Raw genomic sequence first — 23,848 nt, forward strand, 5'->3', positions numbered from 1 at the left:
CGACCATAGCCCGGCGAAGACTCCCAACCAGGTGATTGGCGTGACTTCGGCCCTTCCAAATGAGGGCAAGACCACGATTGCCGCTTCCGTGGCACAACTTATCGGGCACAGCGGGAAGAAAGTGATCATCGTCGACTGCGACCTTCGGAATCCATCGCTCTCGGCTCGGCTCGTCCCAAAGGCCGTGGATGGCATTATTGAAGTCATGAAAGGGACCTGTTCGCTCGAAGAGGCGATATGGCGGGATCCGAACACGACTCTTGCCGTTCTTCCGGCCGTTCAGCGTGGGTCCGTACTTCACTCAAGCGAACTCTTGTGCGACGGCTCGATCTGCAGGCTGTTTGATCGTCTGCGACAAAGCTATGACTATATCATTGTCGATCTTCCGCCGCTGAGCCCGCTTGTCGACGTACGGGTCACTGCTCCTCTGATCGATTGCTACGTTCTCGTCGTCGAGTGGGGACGCACGAAGATCGACGTCGTGCAGCATGCACTGCACACCGCCCCGACGATCTCGGACTCGCTGATCGGCGCAGTACTGAACAAGACTGACATCAAGGCGATGGCCCGATACGACGCCCACCGCAGCGATTATTACGATGACAGTCACTACGTTCGATATGGTCTTTTGAGCTCCTGAGCGGCCTTTCGCCATGCATCATGAGCCTACCGGTCCAAGCGTTTGGAGTGACGCCAAGCCCGAGAGGTGACGTTGTATGCTGGACAAGTTTCTGATTGTGGCACTCTTGGTGTCCGTCGCCGCGGCTTTTGCAACACCCGAGTTTCCGCAAGCGCGAGTTCTATGTCCTGCTCTTCTCGCGATCGCGGTGCTGGCAGCCGCAGTTTTCACCTCATCCTTCGCAATCGCGCGCCTGGTACGACGGTTACGACTGTTTCTCCTCGTCATTCTCGTTGTACCGGCGGTCTACATGACTGTTCAACTCGTTCCAATTCCGATCCACGGGTCCGGCAATCCAATATGGGCAGCCGCATCGGCTGCATTGAATGCCCCCCTTCTGAACGGCTCACGGTGGACATCGACGCAACCGTGCAAGCATTCTTGCAATACATTGCTGCTGTCGCCCTCGCGCTCGTCGCGGCCATCGTCGCGCTGGATAAACAGCGCGCGTGGCAACTCCTCACCATGCTGGTCTCGGTCTCAGCGGTCGTCAGTGCGTACTTGCTAATGCGGCAGATGATGGGAGCTGACGGTCTCTCGCCCGTCGGCACTCCCGTACCCGTCGTGACCGACGCAGCACCGTCGGTGCTGGGCTTGGTTATGTCGGCAGCGATGACGGCCCGCGCGTTCGAGGAACGTCGCCAGGCCAAGCAACTCTCGTTTCGGCTGGCGGCACCCATATCGTTCGCAATGCTGGCAACGTTTCTCTGCCTGTCGGCGATCCTTGCCAGGGCAGACGGGACGGGAACCGCCATAGCTGCACTGCTTGGAGCGGGAATCGTTTTCGCCGCGTTCGCGATCCAGAACTGGTTCTATGGGGTTTGGGGAATGGCGAGCGTGTTTGCCACGGCCGCAATTCTCTTTTTGGCGGCTTTCACCCTGCTGCCGGTGAGGCCGAATACCGATCTGGCGATCGCCCTATCTGCGCAGCACCCGGCGGCGACTGAACGGATGCTGCAAGATGCCGGCCAGGTTGGGTCCGGTGCAGGAACGTACGTGGCGCTGCTGCCGATCCATCGCGATATCGGAGGGCCTTCATCGCGAGAGCGGCCGACCGCGGCCGCCGTCATCGCCATCGAAATGGGCCGCCCTTTCCTGTATGGGCTGTTGATAGTTACGGTGCTTGCCGCCTCGGCTTTGCTCAGATGCTCCCTGCAGCGAAGGCGGGACTACGCCTACGCCGCTATTGGTTCTGGTGCTGCGGCTGCGCTAGCCATGCTGGCCTTGGTCGACGACGGCATTCTCGAGTTCGGCACATCGCTGTTGGCTGCCGCCACGTTAGGGTTGGCGGCTGCCCAAAGCCAGCGTGATACGGCTACCGCGGCCTTGTCGCCGCGATCAACGCGCCCCGGAAGTGAGCTGGATAGTTCAGATCCGGCATCTAAGCCAGCCCGCCAATATGGCAATGTATCCATGCGTATTGGATTGGGCTCTGTCGCTGTCGCCCTGTGCGCGCAAACGGTCTGGCTATACGCTCACCCACGGTATCCGGGCGGATTGCCGCTTGAAGCGCCTTCCGCCAACCAAGCGGCACGCCAGGCGTCCGTAGGGGCGCCGCTTTCGGGCTCACTGCGCGGGGACGGCGATTTGCATCCGAAGACACCTGTTCTTGCACAATTGCCCATCGCCAACGAACCCGCAGCGTCAAAGCCGGAGATCGGAGCCGATCCGGCTGCGCCGACTGCATTGGTACGGGCATTGCGGTACTCACCGCTACGGGGTGATCTTTGGCTCATGCTTGCGGCGCTCTCGAAGGAGCAGAGATCGGCGGAATACGACGTCGCAGCTCTACTGAAACTGTCGTACTACACAGCGCCAAGCGACTTGGCCTTACTTCCGCTGCGGCTGACTGTCGCGCTCCGCGAGGTCTCGGCGGCAAACGAACCGGAACTGCGTGAACTCGTGCAGCGTGACATCAAGATTGCCCTGACCAAACAGCCCAATCTCCGCCCCGCTCTTGTTGCCGCCTATCAGTCGGCATCCGCGGAAGGAAAGAGCATGGTGAACAATCTGATTGCGGAGTGGGACTCCGCCGCTCTTCAAAGGAAGGAAATCCGGGCTCCTTTGCCCGGAACGGTCGTCTCTCCGCCGAACAGTGCACCGGGCCGCGGCACCGGTCGGTAACTCCCGAGGTATTTTGCTCGATCCTATGACGACCGCCCGACTCGAACCTTACCAAGTGCGGCCAATATTTAAATGCTATATTTTCACTTGAAAAATTCAATAAATTAATAATAGATTAAATTCTGATCAGAGTACCTCGTCATGAACTTCGTGAACCGACACCTCCCCGATCAAATTGATACGGCTCGTGTCAGTCTCGATCCGCCGATATCCCGGCACAAATGGCCCCTGCGGTATGACCGGATCGAACACGTTGCGCTCTGTGCCGATATCGCGACGATTTTGCTCGCGAGCGTCATCTCCACCGTCTTGTACCGGTTCCAGAACGTACAGACCGGGGCAGACCACGGCAACGCATTTGGCTTGGCGCTGATTAGCGCGGCTTGCGTGGCTCCCCTCCTGAAGGCTCAAGGCCTCTATCGGCCGATTGAGCTCCTTGTGCTCAAGAACCAGGTTCGGGCCGTCTGTGTCACTTGGGCGTCATGGTTGCTCTTGATCTGGGCCGCATATGGCTTTGCAATTCCCCCAGGTGCCTCTCAGAAACCAGGCCCGCTGTTCGCCATCCTCGGCTTGGCCTTGCTTGTGGCAGAGCGATGGGGGATCAGGGCACTGCTGATAAGGGGTCTGAGCGAAAGAAAGTTCGCCAGCACCAATATCGTTCTAATCAGCGACCAACCGCTTTCCAAAAACGCCGGCCTCCCGGAGACCTTGGCTATGCACGGATATTGCGTCAGAGCACGGTTTAGCCTGCCGCCGATCGGCTTCGGGCCCGCCGGTCGAAAACGGCTCGCCTCTCGCGTAATCGACTATATTTACAACGTCCCGCTCGACCAGGTGGTGGTCGAGGCCTCTCCAGAGCGATGGCCCGAGCTGCGAGCACTTGTGGCCGATCTCCGGGTTTTGCCCTTCCCGATCATGTTCGTGCCTGTCGGCACAACATCCGAATTGCTTCGACATCCGACACAGAATCTTGGAAGTGCCGTTTGCGTCGAGTTGCAGCGCGGTCCCCTCACGTCCCTCGAGTGCGCATTCAAGCGAATGATTGATGTTGTCGGCGCAGGGCTCGCGCTGGCGATTGCTGCACCACTGCTGGTACTGGCTGCAATCGCAATCAAGCTGGACTCTCCGGGCCCGGTGTTCTTCCGACAGCAACGCTGCGGTTTCAATGGTCGGACATTCCTGATCCGGAAGTTTCGGACCATGCATGTTCTCGAGGACGGCAACGTGATCACTCAGGCCGTCCCTCTCGATCGACGGGTCACCCGCGTGGGCAAATTGCTGCGCCGGTCGAGCTTCGATGAACTGCCGCAATTGCTAAATGTTCTCGAGGGCAGTATGTCGCTGGTGGGCCCGCGTCCCCACGCCTTGGCCCACGACGGACAGTTTGACAAGCTCGTGCGAAACTACGCCTTTCGCCGCAGGGTCAGGCCTGGGCTGACCGGATGGGCGCAGGTTCACGGCTGCCGCGGGGCAACGCCCACGGCGTCGATGATCGAAGCACGCGTCCAATACGATCTCTGGTACATCGACAATTGGAGTCTTCGGCTGGATCTTGCAATCCTGTTGCGAACTCCTGTGGAAGTATTACGGGGGCGCAACGCCTATTAGCTCCAATCTCGACCAAAGGCGCCTGCGCCAGTCCCCTGGTGCAGCTAGTTCACGCCCGCTGCCGAAGTTTCGGAGCCGCTTCCCCGATGCGAAACTCCTCGATTCGCCGACCGGATTTCACCGCAGCAACCAGCCAACGAGGTCGCTTGCCACGCCCCGACCAAGTTTCGGACGTCTGCGGGTTACGGTATTTCGGCAGCACGCGCGGATATTTGCGCCTCGGCTTGCCCGTGGGAGAGATGCCCGGCCTGCCGGTTTCGGCTAACACAGCCATCCCGCCGCCGAGAACCGCCAGGCGCTTCTCCAGTTCCTGCTTTTCCGCTTTGATCCGATCCGATAAAATGCCGCTAATTTCCTCATGAAGCGACCATAGATCATCGAGGGACATCGCTTCTAGTTCGAGCTTCTTGGTCGACATGCTAGCATCCTGTAGTTGCGCCCATTTAATATTGTCCCAGCGGAGTAATCAAGAACCCAATGTCGGGCCTAGCGAAAAATATCTGGAACCCAACAGCATTTTTATGCTCCACATAACTGCGTCGCCAGCTCCAATCAAGACTGAAAAATGAATTATACGCTAAATTCAATAGCGGCCCGAGTAGAACACGCGTCCTACGTGCGCCGGCGCCGCGATTCAATCGGATTATGATTGATTAAAGCGTCGCGAGGCCGATCTTCCGCGCCGCCGCCCTCGTGAGGAACAGGACTGCGGGAGGCCGCATCCCGGCATTCGTCCTGAAATGCGGATGTCAGCCCGCTGCAGCCGCGAGGTTATGGTTGCGATATCTCTAAGCGCGAGCTTTCGCAGCTGGATTTGGAACTGCAGATCCTTAAACTCGGTCAACGGTTCCGCAGGAGCTATAAACTGCCTGATCGCAACTCGAAGGCGTACCAACGGGCAACCGATAATATCCAATGTTTCTCTTCGAGAGCGCAGCAAGCCTTCCTCGTCCACCAATGAAATAGAAAATAATCCTCGCAATATACATTTAATAATATATTATTTATTTATTATTACGTCAAATCAAAGATCGACCCTGACTCCCAGTCTTTTGTTCGCCACGCGAAAAAACCTTTATTCGGCGTCAGAGACGACTGTTGGGTAGGTTGGTCGGTGACGAGAATGCTATGCGCCGGCAAGATCTCGAAGTCATGGATTTTGAAGAACTTTGGCTCCTCCACGAGGAGCTCACGAAGATTCTTGCTGAAAAGATAACAGCCGAAAAGCGCGAGTTGGAAAAACGCCTGGCGCAGCTCAATCAGCCGGACCAATTCGGCGAGGCGGAGGGCGATGCGACAGAGATGGGCCCAGGCCAGTCCCCTCGCCGCAAATACCCAAAGGTCGTGCCGAAATACTTCAACCCCCTCAAGCCGACAGAGACTTGGTCTGGGCGAGGCAAACAGCCGCGCTGGCTGGTCGCAGCGCTTCAATCAGGACACACACTCGAGGAGTTCAGGATTCGCGAGAACGGCGAAGCGTCCAACCGGAATGCTGGTAGTCACGAGCATTGATTGCTTCATCGACGCAAACACCCGCGGGCGCGAATCGTTGGCGAACGGTGGGAGTTACCGGTCGCTCGGCTCGCAGCGCGATTGCTGCCTACACCTTCCCTGTGCGCACAGCGACGGCCGCCTTCAACAAAAACTGCAAGGTGTCCACTTTCGGGAGGGACCACGATCTACGCGGATGGGCGGCGGCTTGCCAGGCGCCATTTGCCGCGTTCCGGTAGTTTCCGAGATCCAGCGCCGTCATCGCGAGGAACAGCAAACGCGTGGACGGAAAACGTGCCTGCATCAACTGTCGCATGAACTGCAGGCGGGGAATCAGGCTGGAGCGCATCGTCTGCGGAATATCGACGCCAAGCAGCCCGGTAAGAGCGACCAGTTGGGTTTCAACCGCATTCTTCATCAATTCGCCCGAAACAAGCGAGGCAAGCTTCTCCCAATCAAGGCCTTCGGTGGAATCATTTAGATCCCGCAATTCAACAAGGTGCCGCAGGTCGAGGTCGCCGAGCCAATAACCGTAGTCTTGAAACTGATCATGGATGATCAGCGTGAGCGCTCGGTAGACAGGCGTGGGGATATACACGCGTCCACTTCCCAGCGGCGCGAGGACGCAATGGTTCAGCGTCTTCCCGATACTTTGGTAGAGGTACGCGGGACCCGGAGCGGCCTGCTGCAGGTCGATGGTCCCGACATCCTGTGACCGGTTCAGCTCGACGTGCCATCTCTGGCTTGCGGCGGGAGTCTGGTAATCAATATCGTAGCCAATTGCACATAGAGCGGCGATTGCCATTCTGGCTTCGTCCGGCATGACGATGATGTCCAGGTCGGACATTAGCCGAACGCCTCGGCGCTCCCCGGGTGCGGTCGCCAGTGTCGATGTGCCCTTGAGCATGATCGGGGTAATTCCCAAGCGGTTCATCGCAACGACGGCTTCTTCCAGCTGAGCGAGGAGGCGATTATTGCGCAGCTCGTTTCGGCGGTGGATATTGCGGATATATGCGCAGACGTCCTCCGGCAGCATCGATGCATATTTGTCCACAAAGTCGATGAGCGCCGGCGTCGTCAGAGTCCGATTTGCGAGCCCGATTACGGACGTCCAATCCACGTCGACGGGCGGCATGCCTCGCAAGCAATTGCAGAGGCTCGAGAGCGCGCTGCTATGCCTCACCATCGCACAATTCCATAAGCAAGCGCCGAGCTTCCACCGACTCGCAGTAGGTGAGTTGAAATGATCGTGCGCCCGCGACAATCCGCTTCAAAGCGAAAAAGCCGGCTTGCGACAGCCTTCCGTCAGCGGCAAATGCGTTTTCGATAAGCCGCTTCATTGCATCCAACCGGTCTATCGCGGTCAGTTCTTCCGGACCGCTCGCGACCCGATTCAAGAAGACGATCCAGTTCGCGGAGACGCATTGGTTCTGCGCATTTGGAATGGGGATGTACCGCACCCGAACCCCGTCGGAGCGGCAATGCGTCTCGTCATACCTGTCGCCATGCAGCCGGGAGAGCAAGTCCCACGATCCCTCCTTGACTGTGAGCGCAAAGGGAATTCCGCAGATGGTCCCGTCAGCTCCAACCAGCGCAACATCATCGCCGGCGTAGCTAAAGCCGGCGTCCAAGAGCTGCAGTGTCAGGGTCGACTTTCCAGCTCCCGGCTGACCGCACAACAGCAGGCCCGCACCGTTTCTCAGGAGAGTAGCTGCATGAAGGGAAAAGACCCAGCGATCGCTTCGAATAAGCCGCTCGCTGATGTGCGCTTTGATCGTCGGCGCCAGCGCTTCGACTTCACATCTGGAGATTCTAGAATCCTCTCCGCGGAAGAGCACTTGCTCGTCCAGCATCGTTGCCTCGATCACGAGGTCGTTGTCGCACGCGCCCTGGTCCACGACGCAGAATACCGAAAGCAGCCGTCTCAAGAGGTCTCGATTTGCGGTCCGGACGCCTACTTTGTGCCGCCCCAGGGTCACTGAGAAGGAACAATCCATCGGCACTTGCCAGTCCACTTGGAGCAGCGCTTGATCGGCCCAGACATTTACAACCTGACGGGTGAACTGGCGTGACGCATCCTCTTCAATGCCTAGCGCCCCAAGCCCCTGATAGATATCTTCCAGAGAGGCACCTTGCGCCAGCTTGCACCAGATGAATGCCGCTACCTGGTCCAGCTCGAAGATCTTCTGCCCTGCTTCGCTGAAGAGCATTGATCGACCATCCAGCAGCACGAACACTGCATCTGAAGCCGGCCTCAACACCATCTCTGCCGACGATCTTTCCAGCACGGCTCCAGCCAATGTACGAAGGTCAGTCTCGCCCGACGAAGGGCAACGCTATGTCGCGGCCGCGACCGAGGGAGGCCTCGACTACGAGATTCGATCTAGCCCAGCCTGCGGCGCTGCAATTCCCGTTCAGCCGAGCACAAACCCGATCGGGCTCGTTTCGAAATGACAATCCGGCCCGTCATGCCGCCAGCTGGCCGTCCTCGCCTCCCCCGTGGCGCAAACGTTCAAAAGCAGCTCTCCAAGAAGACACTCTCTCGCGGTCAACCGATGAGCATCCAAAAAGGTAACGATAAGCTTCGCGATCGGCACTCCGTTCTTTCAGAATGCGCTCCTTCTCGCCGATGCTGGCCAACTCCGCGCGCATCTGGGCCAACAGCGGTGCGTGCGAGACGAGGCAATTATTGTGATTTAATTCCCACATCGTTTCCTCCAGCCGAATGAAGCTTCAATAAGCCAAAGATTACGTGATCGGCGTGAATTGACAACGCTATTTATACAATTAACCGTAAATCACAATTTGTTTCATATTTGAACCTGATGCGGCCACCAAAATACAGCTCGCAACCGCCGCAATTGCCAGCAAGTGTGAAGAAGCTGCACCCTTGCATATCCCGCTTACATTTCGATTGCGGCCCGCTTCGCGTAGGCTCGCGTAAAAATATATCCAGGAGAGTCGCAAATCGCGACTGACAATGCGCTTTTCTATTTACAAATTAAATTTCAGCGGAGAATATTCAGAAGCTACGCAAATGGGAGCCGAAACAGGTGACTGTCAAAAATGATAATGGCTGCGCTGCCGGCGGGGCATTTCGCTCGAAGCCTGAAGAATTGAGCCCTTATATTTGTTTGCGGCTTACCCGCGACTTTACGTTGAGTCTGGAACATCATTCAGAACTGCCGAGCCAAAGCCCGGCGGTATTCCACAATTCACGGAAGTAGGAATCCGGTCGGTTGGAGAAGCGCCGTCACGAGCAAGCTGCCCTTTGCTCGACAGCGACCCAGATGCGATGCCCCCCAAGTGAACCCGCATCGACGAGAGCGCACTCCAGCCGACCGGCCCCCCTTATTCGACCACACATCCAGGGAGGTTGGCGTGGGTATGATTATGGTCAAGTGTCCGCAGTCCGGTCGCGCGATTCCTACCGGCCTCAAATCCGATCGTGAGACTTTCCTGCGAAGCATCGTGTTTTTCGGCAATACGCTTTGTCCGGCCTGTCAGGCCAATCACAACTGGTTTGCCCGCGAGGCCTGGGTCGAGGAGCCGGTCATCAGAACGACAGAGGTCGCTCGTACGGCGCCAACGTACTAACGCAAATGACGAGGGCGCTTCCGCGACTGCGCCAGCTTCCCTTTCCGATGCAGTCGTTGTTCTCGCAGCGCACTAGCCGCTTTGAGAAATATTTCGCGCATCGTCGTAAAGCGAACCGGCGCCTCCGGCAGCCATTGGTTAGACATTGCTGGCACTTCGTCACAAATCCGAGCTTCCCGTCACGATTTCGGCCAGCGCCTGTTTAGGGATGTTATTGTGAGTATCAGAGTTTGCAGCCTGGCTGTTCTGCGTGACACAAGCATCGAACTCGCCAGCCTTCTGGCGCAATTTAAGCGGCTCCGCGAGAGAGTACGAACGGCAGGAGCACGGTGCTCGGGAGAAAGACGACGATAATCGTCGGCGTCCGGCGCGCCGAGGCCCCGAGCAATGAGATATCCAAGCAGGGGATTCGCAACGCTGCCTGGATAGAAGACTAACGCGGATGCGCGGCCTGTTCTCTGGGACGCCGCGAACTGCTGGAGCACTCTTCCTTGCGACATCACGCTTGATGGTTCGCCATTCTCTATTTCACCAATTCGATCGCAATGAGTTGGTGTCCAAAGCATCCGTCGCTCGGTGGAGTGTCGCTGCTTTGAACGTGACCGATCAAATCTTCCATCTTGAAAATGAAGTCGCGAGCCGCTGCCCATTGCGCACGATGGTAGATTCGGCATGTCGGCGCACGCAGATCGCGCTGGTCTTCGGGTAAGCTCGGCGCGCGCCATGGTGATCACAAGCACGCTGGTGGCTCGAAGCTGCGCATTGAGCGTCGAGGATGAGCACGACGGGGTGGACAATTGGATTGCAACGTACCGCACACGTCGGGCGCCGGGTGGCGCTCCAGTCACGATACCAGCGCGTCAACAGCCGATTACCACTTAGGAACGATCCCCTCGAACTCTCGGTTGCGCTTGTGCTGGTCCACGTTGGACCCGCGGGGCGGCCCCGGGCAATGTCCCTCCCTCCAGTGCCGTACCGGGGCCGCACTCCCCGCCATCGGCATCGCACTCATCATTTTCTGAATAAAAGCCCCAAACTATGCGAGGTGCGGCTCGGATCGATGCCACATGTCTTCCAAGCTTCTTGGCTATTTCTGCCGACTTAGCGGGGTCGTTGATTAGCTTTTAGATCCCGCATCGCTCTCCGATTCGAATTCCAGTCATCCAAAGCGGAAGCACGATTCGCGCGCCGCAGACTTGCGGATCCCGCACAACGTTTGTGATAGGAAAATCGCAAGTGAGCGGCCTCAGCTTCAACGGCTCAGGCCGCCGGGTGTGCTCCCGCTCAGGCGGACGTCGACGCGGGAGCACAGAAACAATCGTCAAGATTGCCATTATTCCCGATCATCAAGCGCGGCACGAAGAATGATCTTTGCCGTGAGTTTGGCGTACGAGCGCTGCTTGGCTATCCCAGCGAAGAACCGGCAGAAGCGCTCGAAGAAGTTAGGTAATGAGTGCTGACTGTTAGATTTAATCGCGATTTAATCAGAGTGTGGTTTGATGAAGATATAGGCGATTCATTTTTTACTAGCTTTTCCCGCCCGAACGATTCAGACTTGCTTTTATTGAGAACCTATTTTTTCGGGGAATTCAGATGGGAAAACCTCCTGTTTCCCGTGATGCCTTCCGTGGGCTATTCGCTTTCTATGCGGCAAGGGCTCATCACGACCATGACTCCAAGAGCGAACATTGCCTCTTAAGGCTGTTCAGATCTGCGGAAGATATACCAGAAACTTTACTGCTGCAGTGGTCAGACAGAACTGAGCTAGTCGGCTCCGAAACCGTCGGTCGGTTAATGGATCCGCTCGTTCGGCAAATCACAAGAGGCAGCGCTCAATACGACCATGCCAGCGACTTTCTCCACACGCTGCTGAGAGACCTCGGGCAAAAAGTGCAGTAATCGAGATTCACTCCGCTATCGTCGCTGCAATCGTAAGGCGCGCGAATTCTCCGCGCAAGCTACCTGCGCCCTCTTCGCGTGCTGCGAAATCTTCGTTTTAGGGATTATCGAAGCAAGGATAATTCAGTTGCTTGCTGCGAAGGTCTTCGCGGACGATCTTTACTGAGCATTCGATGCCTTAGCCGCGGATCACTCGAAGGCAATCGCGGATCACAGCTGATCACTGAGCTCAGGCTGGGCTCGTCCTGAATTTCAGCATACCTGTGACTATTACCTTCTCAGAAGTCGAAGAATTCTCCGTGGACATTCCCGCTACCAGCCTACGAGTTCAGTGCCGGGGGGATGAGGCTTCATCAACGCGAAAGGTTCAAGGCGCACTCCCTCTACGAGTTAATCGATCGAGCACAACCTAAGGCCGTGAGGAACGACTCAATCGTGGCAAGAGCGCGGAAGCGATGGAGAATCTTCAGAAGGGTCACTACAAACAGACGCCGATGGCCGACATTAATGAGTCGTTCAAGGCTCAGAAGATGCTCACGTCCAAGGACTGGAAACGCATGTATTCAGGTGGGGCCGTCACGAACTGGCTACAACAATCGACAGATTTCTTCATGGCCAACGCACGCATCAAGGACTTCACGCCGGCGAGCAGGTACTTTGATCCAGGCCTCCATTCAATATCACGACCCTGGGGGGATATTCGCGCCGAACACGAGTTGTGCGGCGCGCCTCAATTTCCTGGACTCTGCTGTCGTATCCGGCATGTGTTGCGCCCGCCGCTGAACACACTGTCCCTTCTGCACGCTCGACCGCGCTGCCGCACTCTGTTGTCCAGATAGCCATGGCTTGCCTATCTCAGGTGGGCGCCGCCAATCTAACTATCTCGGTAAGAGCATCTGGAATGCGAGAGAAGCTCCCAAGACTACGCCAAACTACGCGATAACTGCCTGCAGCCCTACTCCCACTCGATCCTTTCAGCGCATCGTAACGCGCTGATTTATAAGCGCAAAATATTTCTGCCGACGGTCTAAGTCCGACTGCCGGGCCGTCAAATTCTTTCGCTTATGATTTCAAAGGGAAAATCGCGCACTTCAAAATTTCCGCGGCTTCGACAACTATCGCTATCGATCGGTCGATTTTCACAAATGCTCGGCCGAGAACGTTTAGCTACACAACTTGAAAAAGACCGTCACAGCCTAATAGACCGGCCGGCGCGCTTTGTCACGATCGTGGCTGTTCGACTCTTCGCCCGTCGTTGAAGCTCTATGCCGACATGGTATCGGTCGACCGAGAGTTGCGCCTCGCCGGATACGAAGTTTGGCGGTTCGGTAGAATGAGCTGGTCAGCGAGGTTCCGAATCGAGATTACTGATTTCTTCGAGAAGCTCTTTCGATTGCATCGCGTCGGGCACTGAGCCGCTGGGACTGCGCTCAGCCGCTATGCAGGCGCGTTGCTCACATGCCGTCGTCGACTCGACCTCCGTCCTCTTCCCTGTGAGGCGTGAGGGAGCGCATCGTCATGACTCCAATGCGTTCGGGAAGGACATAGGCGCGGATATTCCCGACCTCGCCATTCAGCGGCAGCTTGAAGGCGAACTCGGCGATCCAGGCGATGAAGCGCCCGAACCCGGAGCGAACATCCAGCGCCCGACTCCACGCCTCGGCCGACGCACGATGTTCTGGACTCAGCGAGTCCACCGCTTGGCCGCGGGCCAATCGCAAAAGGATGTCCTCGCGATCATCAAGCGACATCCCCGCAACAGCGTCGGCCGCAATTGCCGCCGTGCGCACCAGCGTCTCACGGTCATGGTGGCGGGACGCCTTGAGTCGCGTCAACAGCGCCCTGCGCACCTCACCCGAATGCACACCGAGGGCAAGCAGCAATGGACCCGCGACGGGCGCCACATCCCCTTCGGCGACATGCACGACGTCGGGGATCAGCATGTCCGACCGGCCGTTTATCGACCTGTCGAACAGCGCCCACGCCGCAGCCTGCGCCCGGGGTCGGTGATCCGGAGACCGATCAAGACCTGGGCTTGCCAGCGCCAACAGCAGCACCGGGACAATCTGCGGATCGTCCCGTTCGGCGAGCGCGGAGAGCGCCGCGCATGCGACAAACGGGTCTGGACTGTCGGCTTGTGCGGTCCGAAGTAGAGCGTGAACCGTCCGATCCGGTAAGGCCGCGTAGGCCTCCAGGGCACGCGCAGCGGCGCGCGCCACACTAAACTTCGACCACGGAGTGCCAACGCCGGCGTGGCTGGCGAAATTGCGCCTATCGCTTAGCAGCTTCACCAAAGCGTCGATCGCCTCAGGCCAGCGCTGGTCGTTCATGAGCTCGGCAAAGGCCAGTCGCACGTCTGCACTGTGATCGCCGGCGACCGCAATGAGGCTGGCCCTTTGGTCTATCGTCGCATCGGCCGCCAGCAGCCGAAGCGCACTTCGCCGGATGGGATAGCGCTTGTGTTTCAACGCGGGCTCGAGGCTTCGTGCGTAGGTCGGAGCCGTCCGCGATCACCAAAGCCTGGATGGCCGCCTCCCCATCCGCGGCATCGTCGGTCGAAAGCAGCCGAGCAGCCGCGGCATCGATGTTCACGCCGGCCCCTGCCGCCAGGCACGCCAACGGCCCGGCCAAGTCGATCGAGGCGTTCATAAGAGTCGCGGTCAGAAGCTGGCGACCCGGCTCGGACAGCGCCCTCGCCGTCGCGCGGATTTCGCCGCCCGCCAGGATGTCCAACAACGCCTGCGCCAATTCCCGCTCGTCAACTGCGAAGCTCTGCAACAGCCGCATGGCCCTCGCCCGCTTCGCCGCCGCGCCATGATCGCCCTTTGGGTCGTCGTCCAGCTTGGTCGTGACCACATCGAGGACCAGCTCCAAACGCCGTGCGAACGGCACGCGCCCGGACACGGCAATAAGATCAGGCACAGGATCGCCATGACCGTGAGCGGCGGCGATTTCGACAAGCCGGCGACGTTGGCTCGCGCTGTCGATATCCAAACGGGCCAACTCGTCGCGGAGAAAGCTGCTCAAGGATTCGTCCCAATGGCGCTCGACAGCCCGCCAAGCTTGATCCCGGACCCAATCGTCGGCGTTTGCCAACAGCAATTCCAGCTCGACGAGCGGCGGCGTGCGATGGCTCTGCGCGATGAGATCGCCGAGGGCGTAAAGCAGAAGCTTTCGGTGCGGGTGGCCGGCGATCCATCCTACGCCTTCGCGCTTACGTCGAAGCCGCACGACCATCTTCATGCCTTCGCGCGAGTTGAAATAACGATCGCCAGGTTCATCGGTGATGTGGTCGGCTGCGTCGGCATCGACCGCGTGTTCCTGAGCGTCGTACGTATCCTTGGAAAAACCCTCTAGCCACGCGTCAGCCTCCACCTCGGAGCGGGCGAAGCGCTCGATCGCACGCTCGTAATCTGGCGCGTCTCCCGTTAGAGCACCCGTGACGATCACATCAATGTTGTCGTGCGGACCACCGGGACCAGCGATCGAATCCAACGCGTTCCAAAACGGATTGACGAGATTGGTCGCCAGCCGTTCGAGCAGCGGAACCAGCTCGGGCTGATAGTCACGGTGCGAGAACGGCAGCAAGTCCTGGATGAACCGCTCAACCATCCGCTGGGTGCGGCTGTCATCGCGAAAGGCGGAGATATCCGCCTCGGTGAGGCGGCGCGCGCCAGCGTTCTCGAAAGACAACCTCGTCGGTCTCGGGGCCCCCTTCGATGAGAATTCGGGCTACGCGCGCCGGCGGATGATTCTCTGAGCCGAACCGCGCAAGATCGCGCAAGGCGCCTTCAAAGTCGGCGCGCTTGTCGGCAGACAGAGCCACAGCTTCGAGATGCTGATCGAGGCGGTGCGTCGTGACAGGGGCTAGATCAAGTTCGAGCTCCTCGACTTTCGCGGTGGCCCGCAAGACATTGAGGCCGGTCTCCAAGCCCCAGTCGTCTCCCGCTCGATCCCAGGCCAACAAGACATCCACTGCGGTCGACAGCGTGCGCTCGGCATCGCGTGGACGTCGCATAAACGTCAGCCGTAGCCCGTCCTCGACGCGCGGATGGTAGAAGGCGAGCGCTGCGCCGTCCTGGCGCAGGTTCTGACCCGCCACGAGGAAGTCGATCAGACCGTCGATATCGGGGCGCAAATCCGGATCTGTCGATCTCAAACGTCGTCGAATTTGGCGAAGACGTCGCGCGCGACCGCACCGCGCGCGCTCAGCATGGCCCAGACGAGTGCGGCCGCCTCGGCTCCGTCCGAGCCTATCTGGTCGGCGATGACTCTCGAGATCGCTTCGATCTGTGAGTCGGCTAGGATTTCGTCGACCTTGCGAGGCTTCACCCCATCCTCGCGGCTCAAGGCGACGAGGAACCGCTTCACCTCATACGGTCGGGTCAGGACCGCGAGCGCGCGCTGGCGATGCTGGGCCGCCGAGCGCTTCGCATAGCCGGTCAGGTCCGCCGTCATCCCATCATAGATTTCGGCAAGGCGCTCGGGCCCATAGTCCTCGACCTCGATCGAGACGATGTAGGGGCGCAGGTCCTTGGTCAGTTCGTGGCCGGCGCTTTGCAGCACGTCCGAGCGCGACGTGATCAGGAATTTCCGCCCAGGGCCGGCATTGTCGAGCAGCTTGGGAAGCTCGCCGCTCCAGCGATCCGCGCCAGGCGTCAGGCGATTGCCGCCCCAGGGATCGCGCAAGTGAAACAGAACCGGATCTGCGCGCGTGAGATTCCGCCGTACATAGCCGGGTCCGTTTTCCTCGCCGATCACGTCAAACGGCGGCTGCCCACGACGCAAAGCGAGCTCGAGAATGTCTGCGGTCAGAGTTTTGCCTGTCCCCGAAGGCCCCGCGATAACCACGGCGTGCGCCGTGTCGAGCTGGGCCTTGATCGCGTCGAACGACTTCGGGCGAACATAGTGGTCCATATCGCGGGTGGGCGCGAGCGAGCCACCATGACGAACGAGCGCGTCCATCACTTCGGACCGCGTCCAACGGCCGCCCTGGGCGCCGGCAATCCGCTGGCGTACCGCTTCACGCAGGTCGCGCACGCAGTCATTGTGCTTTGAGATCGGGACGTGACCGTGCTGGGTGAGCAGCGCGCCGATGCGGCCGTCGAGCACCTCTCGGGTGACGCCGGTCAGCAGGACGATGCGCGGGGCAAGAGCTGCTTGTGTGGTCGCGTCATAGCCGGCGCGCACGTGAGGCGGGAGTTCATCGACCTCGGGAAAGTCAAACAGGTGCGCGCCTTCGTGCGGCCTCAAAGCTTCCGCCGAAGCTTCGTTCGTCACGAAGATATAGCGACTCTGCGGATCGGCCTGGAGCATCGCCAGCGGCCGGGCGCGCCTGCCGCCCTGATCCGTGAGGTCGGCGTGCGTACCGAGTAGAACGTCCGCGATGGCCGTCGCCGGCCATGGCGCGCCCGAGCGGGTCTTGGCCTGCAAATTTAGGTGCAGCTTAGCGCCTTGCGCGACGAGGCCAAGCGAAGCCGCCGCGGGATCGGTAACAGCCGCTTGGAGATCCTCTTCGGAGCGAGGCTCGATCTCGATCTCTTCGGTCGCGCCTTTGGCGAGCATGAGATCGAGTGCCACCCAGACGGTAACCTCGATCTGATACTCGTAGCCTGCGAAGCCGGGGTTGCCGGGACTGCGGCGCGACCGCGTGGGTGCGCCGCCGCTGGCGGCCGTCCGCCGTTGGCGCGCCTGCGTCTGGGAGTCTCCTCTCGTCGCCGCGGTTCTCTTACCCGCCACGCCCGGTCCCCCTGAGCACCATCCGGACGAAGGCGAACATCCGGGTAAACAGGTAGTCGATCTGATCCGGCGAGGTCAGCGCTTCCTGCGTGACTTCAGAATGTCGGATACGGAAGCTGTTGCCGATGCCTGTGAGCTCCATCGCTTCGTGCGCCAGCGCTTGGCGAAAGGCCGAGCCCGAAGCCGCAACTCGATCCAACAACGCTTCAGCCTGCACGCGCTTGTTGGCGCCCGGTTCGAGGGTTTTCAATCGCTCGAATGCGTCCCAAAGCTTTTCCAGCGCGTCCTTACGGTCTTCGGGTTTGGGCGACAGAATCCGTCGCCTTGCGGCCTCGGAAGCCGATCGGTCTCGGCATCGCCCGTCTGGAAGAGTGTCCAACCGACCACGTCGGCCAACGGCGCCGGAAGAAGGCGGCGGGCTTCGCCGGCGGGCGTGAGTTCAAAGGCCAGCGCATTGCGCAGGAACAGCATATTTACATCAGCGACGAAACGGCCGAGCCCAGCTTCGCGGTCCCAGCTCAGATGGTGATGCCGGAAGAAAGAATGATATGCGCCTTGGATCGGCTCGCCGACCGCTCTCGCGCAGAACTCGAGAAGGTCGAGGATGACCGGCGTGTCGGGTGCCTCTGTCGGGGAGAGCGGCCACTCGATCCATGGGACCTCGGCCGCCAACACCAGGCGGAACGCCTGTTCATCGCAGCCACACGGACCATTCCCATCGGGGCACTGCTCAGGAAAGCGTAGCCCAAACGAGCCATCGCCAATGCGGGTTTGGATCAAGCTGTAGAGTCCCGCCCACAGCCGCTCATCGATCGTGTCAATCGACTGGGGGCGCGCGCCGTATTCGCGATCTGTGTAGTAGGTGGACATGCTGGTCGGCCAATTTCCCTCGGTTTACAGGTCTTCTCACACGAAGAGCTGTCTGATGTCGGCCATCGGCCGGAACAGCTTCATGGGCTGGTCCGGCAACGGCAAGAAGCTCTCCCGCTCATAGAAGCGGCGGGCGCTGTCATCCTTGGCATCGACGATCACCGCGAAGGAGGCGATCTCACTCCGGGCGACGCGGAACAGAGCGTCGGCGAGTAGCAAGCATTGGAGATGGTACACAATTCGATGATCGGGAAATGGCCGCACAGACAGGTCTCGGGCTCGTCGGCTTCGGAGATCTCGACAAGCCGCCACTCTTTTTTGGCCACTTCCTAATCGGTGGCCCGGCTCAGCGCCAAGATAGCGGCCTTGAGCTGCTGGAAGTTATACCCGTCTCCCATTCCCCCATCCTTCAGTTCCCAGGCGGTGACATTCCAAGCCCTTCGTAGAGTACCTTTAGCTTTGCCCAAGCCGCATCGAGCATGGGCTTCGCGGCGTCTCGGCTATAGCTGTAGTCATCGTTGGTCGCGTTCGTCCGAACAACGAGACACCACTCGCCCTTGGCAATGACGTGTGAGCTATTCCTCCGGCATTTGCGCTGGCGCTGCGCCTGCTCGATCTTCACGTCGATCAGAATGTCCCTTACTTTAGCCATCGGTCTTCCCCTTCAGGGAGTCGCGCACGTTGTCTCCCAGCATGTCGAGCGCAGCCAATGCGTCCTCGTTGTCGCCTGCGTCGGGCGCCTTACGGCTCCCAGACTTGATCCCGAGATGTTCGTTGATCGCCTTGTTCAGCAGCGATGTAACGGCGGCCCGGTTGTCGCGCCCTGCGACGGTCTTATCGCGCTGGCCGACTTCGCGGCCGGCGGGCGAGAGCTTCAAATCCTTCAGAATACGGGCGACCAGGGAGCCGGTGCGTTCGGAGAGCCTCTTGCGCGCGCCAACTCTCCGGGCCTGCGGCTGCACCGGAAGGTCGCCGGAACTGCTGACCTGGGACAGCTCCTGCTGCTTTCGGCGCAGCGTCTCCCTGAGCTTGTCCTTCGCGATGACGTCGCGCAGGCGGAGGCCAGCGCCGATCTCGTGATCCAACATCTCTTCGAGGACGCGATCGTCTTCCGGGTCCAAGAAAGACCTGTTGATGAACGATCCGACGATCTCGTTATCGACAAGCATCCCGATGTCGAAACGACGGGGCTCTCCTGAGCCGTCGCCATCGCCATTCTCGTCACCGGCCTCCAGCCACTTCTTGACCATCGCCTGGTCATCGAAATCGAGTTCGCGGAAATCGTCCCAATGGGCGTCGGTGTTCAAGCCCACATGCGAGACCACGAAGGCATGGTTGTCCGGGTGGTCCGGCTTCGCCTCATGGACGACGCGCATCACGCGCCCGACGAACTGGATGTAAGGCGACAAGCTTGCGAACGGCCGGAAGATGGCCGCGACGCTCAGCGGCGGATGATCGAAGCCTTCGCCGAGCATCTGCACCTGCACAATGCAATCGAGCTTGCCGCTGCGGAGATCGGTCAGGACGGCGTCCTGCTTATCCCGATCCATCTCACCATAGATTTCGGCCGCCTTCAGGCCCCGCTCTTCGTACAGCCCGCGCACCTGACGGGCATGGTCGACGGAGCAGGCGACGGCGATGATCTGGTGACGGAAACCGCTACGCTCTCGCAGCTCCAGGAGGTATTTGATGCTGGCGTCTACGATGTGACGATTACACTCCGGCGCCAACGCGACGCCCCGCCGGAACCAGGCATGTTCGCGCAAGGCCAACACCTCTTCGAGGGTGTGCCGTTTAGTATCGTCACGGTAGGTGAAGGACAGCTCTGACGGCGCGACGTTCCGAGAGTGGATCTGCTTGATATACCCCTTCACCATCGCCCGGGTGAACGGGTAGCGATAGATCACCTTGCCGACCGGCCGGGTTCCGTCGCCCCGGAATGGCGTCGCCGTCAGGCTGACGACCTTAGCGTTCGGAAAGCGATCGAACACCTTCGCCCAGCTGGGGGCCACGTTGTGGTGGCCCTCGTCGATCATGATCATGTCGAAATAGTTCGGCGGAAACTGCGGGAGCCAACGATCGGCCGAGCTGGCCAACTGGTGGATGTTGGTCACGACGAACTGGCTTGCGTTGCAATCGTGGAGGTTGGCATCAATGCCATCCAAAACAGCGCGAAATGGCCCCGCGGAAAAATCGTGGAGCGCGCCGGTCCGCCGCCAGAAATTCTTCGGGTTGCTGATGTCGAGCGACTCCGCGACGCCCGACCGGATAGTCAAGTTCGGCGTGATAACGAGCGCTCGCCCTTTGGCGACGCCGAAAGGCAATGTCGCAATGACGCCGGTCTTTCCGCATCCCACGGGAATCTGCAGGATCACCGGCTCGTTCGAGGCTTCGAAGTAAGTCCGCACTGCCCGGTGGGCGCCCTGCTGTGGCTCGCGGATCTTGGGGTTCGCTTCAATATCCGCGGTCAGGGTTTGAAACATATGGTCCGGCTCGTCGGCGGCCTGTTCGGCGCGCCGATACCGAGCCGGAAGGGCTCGAGGTCAGGCCGCCGATAGAAGCGATAACCGCTCCCGGGGCGACGCACCGGCTTGAGCTTGCCGGAGGCATCCCACCGTCGAAGCGTGTCCTTCGAGACGCCGACATACTCGGCGGCCTCGGCAAGGGTTAGGAAATCTGGGGCATCATTCTGTGACATGTGGCAACATTATGCAACTCCATGCATTAGGTCAATCCCTTCAGCGACGATCCTTGCGGTTGCGTACGTGAGAGCTCCGGAAGCCCATTGATGACGCCGCCATGAGGCTCTTGCGTCTCATACAAGATTTTGTATATATCTAGGGTGGTCCCGTGGGCGGCGTTCCGAGGGGCCTGCAAGGAACACTCTTCGTCATGCAGGTTCAGGTTCGAAAGCTCGAAGGCAGTTGGGATCTCGGTTACGCGCTCCACAAGCATACGCTGTCGAGCGTCTACCTGGGCGACGACGAGTACGGCCACCCTCGATTTGACACGACGCGCTCAGAGCCCGGCGAGGCGCTATACCAGCTTAAATATCGAGCTGATTGGAATCAGGTGCAGCCGATCGCAGCGCAAGTGCAGCAATCCTTGCTGCCGTTGTTCGGCAAGATCGGCCTGATTATCCCAATGCCCGCCTCCACGGTGCGCGCGCGCCAGCCGGTCAATGAGATCGCCAACGAACTCGGCAAACTGACGAAAACGCCGGTGTTCGACGACATCATCGTCAAGGCGCCCGCGCCCGAAGGCAGCCCGCAGCTCAAGAACCTGCACGGCCGCGACGCGAAGGACGCCGCATTGGAGGGACGGTTCAGCATCAACCCGTCCATCACCAACGAAGGGTGTTGGAACGCGCTTGTCCTTGACGATCTCTTTGACACGGGCGCCACGATGGACGCCGTCTGCAAAACGCTGCGCACGTACAAGAAAATCAACCACGTCTACGCCGCTTCGATCACATGGAAGTAATGCCATGACCACCGTCTTCATCGCCGGATCAATCTCCATCAGCCGCCTGCATGAGAAGGTGGCGGATAGGATCAACAAGATCGTGTCTTCAGACTTCAACGTCGTGGTCGGAGACGCCGATGGCGCCGATACCTCCATTCAGGAATGCCTCCAGCGGTACCAGGCCGGAAAGGTGACCGTGTATTGCACCGGGGACTCGCCCCGGAACAATGTCGCAGAATGGCCGGTCCACAGGGTCGTCTCGAAGGCGAAGGCGGGCACGCGCGCCTATTTCACCGCCAAAGACCTGGAGATGGCGCGCGACAGCGACTATGGCCTCATGGTCTGGGATTGCAAAAGCACCGGTACGCTCAGCAATGTCATCGAGCTTCTTCGAGAAAAGAAGAAGTCCGTAGTCTTCGTGAACAAGAACAAGGATTTCGTCACCATATCAGACAAGGGCGACTTGGAGCGCCTTGTCGCCTTCATGTCGGATCATGCTCGCGCAAAGGCGGAAGAGAAGATCGGCCTCGCCGCGAAGATCGCCAGCATCGCCCACGAGCAATTCTCGCTGGGCATCGGTGCGAATAGCGAATCGTCAGCAGGCCCGGTGAAGGATCTGGAGCCGTCAGCACCAGCCGCGGCGAGCCCGGCGCAGAGCGAGAGCGCAAAGTTACGCGCGGCGCTCATGACGGCGCTCAAGGAGCATATTTCCCGCGCGCATCTAAGCCAGTCTCAAGCGGCTAAAGTCTTTGGCGTGACCCAGCCGCGGATCTCGGACCTCACCCGCGGCAAGGTCGACCTGTTCGGCCTCGACGCCTTGGTTAACATGGCCGCTGCGGCGGGCTTGCGCGTGGAGATGCACGTTCGCGACGCCGGCGTTGCTGCTGGCTGACGCGGCGCTTGCCACCTGAACGCCGCCATGCATCTCGAACTCAGTCCGGGCCGTGAAGCAGGCGAAGAATGTGGCCAATGGCGTCCTCATCCGAGAGCCCTTCATCGGCGGTAAAAGCCAAAGCCGCGCGGATCTCAAGCTGATGTCGAGCCAGAACTGTACAGCGCGCCGTCTATGATCGCGGCGAGGCCGGGCGACATCTCAATTCGGATCACGCCGGTGTCCTGGGCGCGTTGCATCAGGGCGACTACCGGTTTCGCGATCAGAGGACGACAACGAAATCGAATCCTATTGCCGATCGGCCGTCGCCATGTTCATCGCCGCGCACGGTGGCAAAGATCACGCGGGCGGATAAGCATTTGATTGCTCCGGGCAGCTTGGCCGGGACCGTCGTCCAGGCGCTTCGTCGTATCGGGCCGGCGCGCGCGGCCGAGCTTGCGCAGATCGCGGCACCTCATCTGAAGCCGGTGACAGTTTCCAATGCGCAGCATTTCGCCGCCCGCGTCTCGCGCCACGCCGAACCGGAAGAGGGCGTGCGCTCTCCAAAGGAGAGCTTGGGCCGGGTCAGCTCGCAGATGGACGAGATCTGCGTCGCCTTTCGGGAGGAGGGAGACGATCCCCTGACCCTAGCGACCCTGGTCCACCGACGACGTGGGGCGCACGCGCAGTACGACGCCGACACCGCTCGCCCTTTCCCGCTGAACGAGCTGCGTAAGCTGGGCGGCGTGACCTTCTAGGACGCCATCACCTCGCGGGTTCGACCCACCGAACCCTCCCGAGGCTCATATAGACAAGGGCGCCGCGCGGCGCGCCGGTCGCCTCGAGATAGAGCCGAAGTTGGTCCACATGATCGGTCAGCTGCTGTGGGCCCGGCGCGATATCGCTCTTCCAGTCGACGACTGCTTCGAACGCGCCGTCCTCGGCGCGGACCACGGCGTCAGCGCGGCCGGCCATCGGCTGGGCCTCGCTGACAGGCCCTATCAGCGCGTAGATCGGCAGCTCCGCGCGCAGCCGCGGTCTCAACGCCGCGACATCGGGCAAGGCGAGCGTGCGAAGTACGGTCTGGGCGAGCTCGCCGACATCCGCGAGGCTCTCGTCGGCCTCGCCCGGAGCGAGAAGCTGCGCGCTCAGCTCCCGCGCACGCTCGGCGAGCGCGCCGGCCTCTTCGGCCAAGCCCTCCTGGAGGATTTCCTCCATCAGCTTGTGCAGCACAAGGCCCCGCAGGCGCCCGCCAGGGGCGATCCATGCCTCTTCCTCGTCGTCGAGGGTCCGACACCACCTCGACCCGCTGGGCGCGGTCGGCATCATGGTCGCTGGGCCGCAACCAGGCGATGGGCGGACTCGCCGCGGCGATGCGTTCAGCCTCCGCCGCGAAAGTCACAGCGTCCTGACCGTTAGCAGGCGGCTCGTCCGGGACCGATGGGCTTCCCGCGAAGGCGCCCAGATCGATCTCCGGCAGGCCCGCAGCGCCGAGCTCGAGCACG

General features: G+C 60.1%; 19 protein-coding genes and 3 pseudogenes. 8 read left to right on the forward strand and 14 right to left on the reverse strand.

The annotated features are described in order from the left end of the window. Positions 1-31 precede the first annotated feature (31 nt). The 3 genes from ACETMP_RS09795 to ACETMP_RS09805 all read left to right on the forward strand — a co-directional run bounded on the left by ACETMP_RS09795 (position 32) and on the right by ACETMP_RS09805 (position 4,411). The gene (locus tag ACETMP_RS09795; RefSeq protein ID WP_375160770.1) at positions 32-640 is read left to right on the forward strand and encodes a CpsD/CapB family tyrosine-protein kinase; all 609 of its coding nucleotides are present in this window, start codon (positions 32-34) and stop codon (positions 638-640) included. 339 nt (positions 641-979) lie between these two features. Next, positions 980-2,803, forward strand: a complete 1,824-nt coding sequence (locus tag ACETMP_RS09800) for a hypothetical protein (protein WP_375160771.1) — start codon at positions 980-982, stop codon at positions 2,801-2,803. A 141-nt stretch (positions 2,804-2,944) separates the two neighbouring features. After that, complete coding sequence (locus ACETMP_RS09805; protein WP_375160772.1) at positions 2,945-4,411, forward strand: exopolysaccharide biosynthesis polyprenyl glycosylphosphotransferase; 1,467 nt, start codon at positions 2,945-2,947, stop codon at positions 4,409-4,411. A 49-nt stretch (positions 4,412-4,460) separates the two neighbouring features. Here ACETMP_RS09805 and ACETMP_RS09810 read toward each other — a convergent pair whose 3' ends face one another. Next, positions 4,461-4,829: an H-NS family nucleoid-associated regulatory protein gene (locus tag ACETMP_RS09810; protein WP_375160773.1), complete on the reverse strand. Its 369-nt coding sequence runs from the start codon at positions 4,827-4,829 to the stop codon at positions 4,461-4,463. 710 nt (positions 4,830-5,539) lie between these two features. Here ACETMP_RS09810 and ACETMP_RS09815 point away from each other — a divergent pair. Continuing rightward, positions 5,540-5,923, forward strand: a complete 384-nt coding sequence (locus tag ACETMP_RS09815; protein ID WP_375160774.1) for an H-NS family nucleoid-associated regulatory protein — start codon at positions 5,540-5,542, stop codon at positions 5,921-5,923. Positions 5,924-6,011: 88 nt separating this feature from the next. Here ACETMP_RS09815 and ACETMP_RS09820 read toward each other — a convergent pair whose 3' ends face one another. From ACETMP_RS09820 to ACETMP_RS09875, 12 genes and pseudogenes are all read right to left on the reverse strand, one after another. After that, positions 6,012-7,037, reverse strand: coding sequence for a nucleotidyltransferase family protein (locus tag ACETMP_RS09820; RefSeq protein ID WP_375160775.1), 1,026 nt, complete (start codon positions 7,035-7,037; stop codon positions 6,012-6,014). 37 nt (positions 7,038-7,074) lie between these two features. Continuing rightward, positions 7,075-8,190 carry a serine/threonine protein kinase gene (locus ACETMP_RS09825; protein WP_375160776.1) on the reverse strand — a complete coding sequence of 372 codons (1,116 nt, stop codon included), beginning with the start codon at positions 8,188-8,190 and terminating at the stop codon, positions 7,075-7,077. A gap of 178 nt (positions 8,191-8,368) precedes the next feature. Further along, positions 8,369-8,611, reverse strand: a complete 243-nt coding sequence (locus tag ACETMP_RS09830) for a hypothetical protein (RefSeq protein ID WP_375160777.1) — start codon at positions 8,609-8,611, stop codon at positions 8,369-8,371. Positions 8,612-12,852: 4,241 nt separating this feature from the next. After that, positions 12,853-13,728 (reverse strand): hypothetical protein, encoded by an 876-nt coding sequence (locus tag ACETMP_RS09835; RefSeq protein WP_375160778.1) that lies wholly within the window; start codon positions 13,726-13,728, stop codon positions 12,853-12,855. After that, positions 13,706-15,091, reverse strand: coding sequence for a hypothetical protein (locus tag ACETMP_RS09840; RefSeq protein WP_375160779.1), 1,386 nt, complete (start codon positions 15,089-15,091; stop codon positions 13,706-13,708). Before ACETMP_RS09840 ends, ACETMP_RS09835 begins: the two co-directional genes overlap by 23 nt. Beyond that, positions 15,027-15,536, reverse strand: coding sequence for a hypothetical protein (locus tag ACETMP_RS09845; protein WP_375160780.1), 510 nt, complete (start codon positions 15,534-15,536; stop codon positions 15,027-15,029). The genes ACETMP_RS09840 and ACETMP_RS09845 overlap by 65 nt, the downstream gene beginning before the upstream one ends. A 17-nt stretch (positions 15,537-15,553) precedes the next feature. Beyond that, positions 15,554-16,978: a hypothetical protein gene (locus ACETMP_RS09850; RefSeq protein ID WP_375160781.1), complete on the reverse strand. Its 1,425-nt coding sequence runs from the start codon at positions 16,976-16,978 to the stop codon at positions 15,554-15,556. Positions 16,979-17,126: 148 nt separating this feature from the next. Beyond that, positions 17,127-18,007, reverse strand: a pseudogene (locus ACETMP_RS09855) (hypothetical protein). A gap of 36 nt (positions 18,008-18,043) precedes the next feature. Then, positions 18,044-18,223: pseudogene (locus ACETMP_RS09860) on the reverse strand (GNAT family N-acetyltransferase); the annotation flags it as partial. A 193-nt stretch (positions 18,224-18,416) separates the two neighbouring features. Next, positions 18,417-18,659, reverse strand: coding sequence for a hypothetical protein (locus tag ACETMP_RS09865; RefSeq protein WP_375160782.1), 243 nt, complete (start codon positions 18,657-18,659; stop codon positions 18,417-18,419). Beyond that, positions 18,652-20,490 (reverse strand): DEAD/DEAH box helicase, encoded by a 1,839-nt coding sequence (locus ACETMP_RS09870; protein ID WP_375160783.1) that lies wholly within the window; start codon positions 20,488-20,490, stop codon positions 18,652-18,654. The genes ACETMP_RS09865 and ACETMP_RS09870 overlap by 8 nt, the downstream gene beginning before the upstream one ends. Beyond that, positions 20,475-20,705, reverse strand: coding sequence for a MerR family DNA-binding transcriptional regulator (locus ACETMP_RS09875; protein ID WP_375160784.1), 231 nt, complete (start codon positions 20,703-20,705; stop codon positions 20,475-20,477). The genes ACETMP_RS09870 and ACETMP_RS09875 overlap by 16 nt, the downstream gene beginning before the upstream one ends. A gap of 194 nt (positions 20,706-20,899) precedes the next feature. Between ACETMP_RS09875 and ACETMP_RS09880 the strand changes: the two genes are divergently transcribed. The 4 genes and pseudogenes from ACETMP_RS09880 to ACETMP_RS09895 all read left to right on the forward strand — a co-directional run bounded on the left by ACETMP_RS09880 (position 20,900) and on the right by ACETMP_RS09895 (position 23,101). Beyond that, a complete protein-coding gene (locus ACETMP_RS09880; RefSeq protein ID WP_375160785.1) occupies positions 20,900-21,490 on the forward strand; it encodes a ComF family protein in 591 nt (196 codons plus the stop codon). Positions 21,491-21,494: 4 nt separating this feature from the next. Then, positions 21,495-22,364 (forward strand): helix-turn-helix domain-containing protein, encoded by an 870-nt coding sequence (locus ACETMP_RS09885; RefSeq protein WP_375160786.1) that lies wholly within the window; start codon positions 21,495-21,497, stop codon positions 22,362-22,364. A gap of 259 nt (positions 22,365-22,623) precedes the next feature. Then, positions 22,624-22,719: pseudogene (locus tag ACETMP_RS09890) on the forward strand (TetR family transcriptional regulator); the annotation flags it as partial. After that, a complete protein-coding gene (locus tag ACETMP_RS09895; protein WP_375160787.1) occupies positions 22,694-23,101 on the forward strand; it encodes an RNaseH domain-containing protein in 408 nt (135 codons plus the stop codon). The pseudogene ACETMP_RS09890 and the gene ACETMP_RS09895, both read left to right, overlap by 26 nt. A gap of 7 nt (positions 23,102-23,108) precedes the next feature. Here ACETMP_RS09895 and ACETMP_RS09900 read toward each other — a convergent pair whose 3' ends face one another. Further along, positions 23,109-23,576, reverse strand: a complete 468-nt coding sequence (locus ACETMP_RS09900; RefSeq protein WP_375160788.1) for a PD-(D/E)XK nuclease family protein — start codon at positions 23,574-23,576, stop codon at positions 23,109-23,111. Positions 23,577-23,848: the final 272 nt, after the last annotated feature.

This window comes from Bradyrhizobium dasycarpum (assembly GCF_042019905.1).
GTDB lineage: Bacteria > Pseudomonadota > Alphaproteobacteria > Rhizobiales > Xanthobacteraceae > Bradyrhizobium > Bradyrhizobium japonicum_B.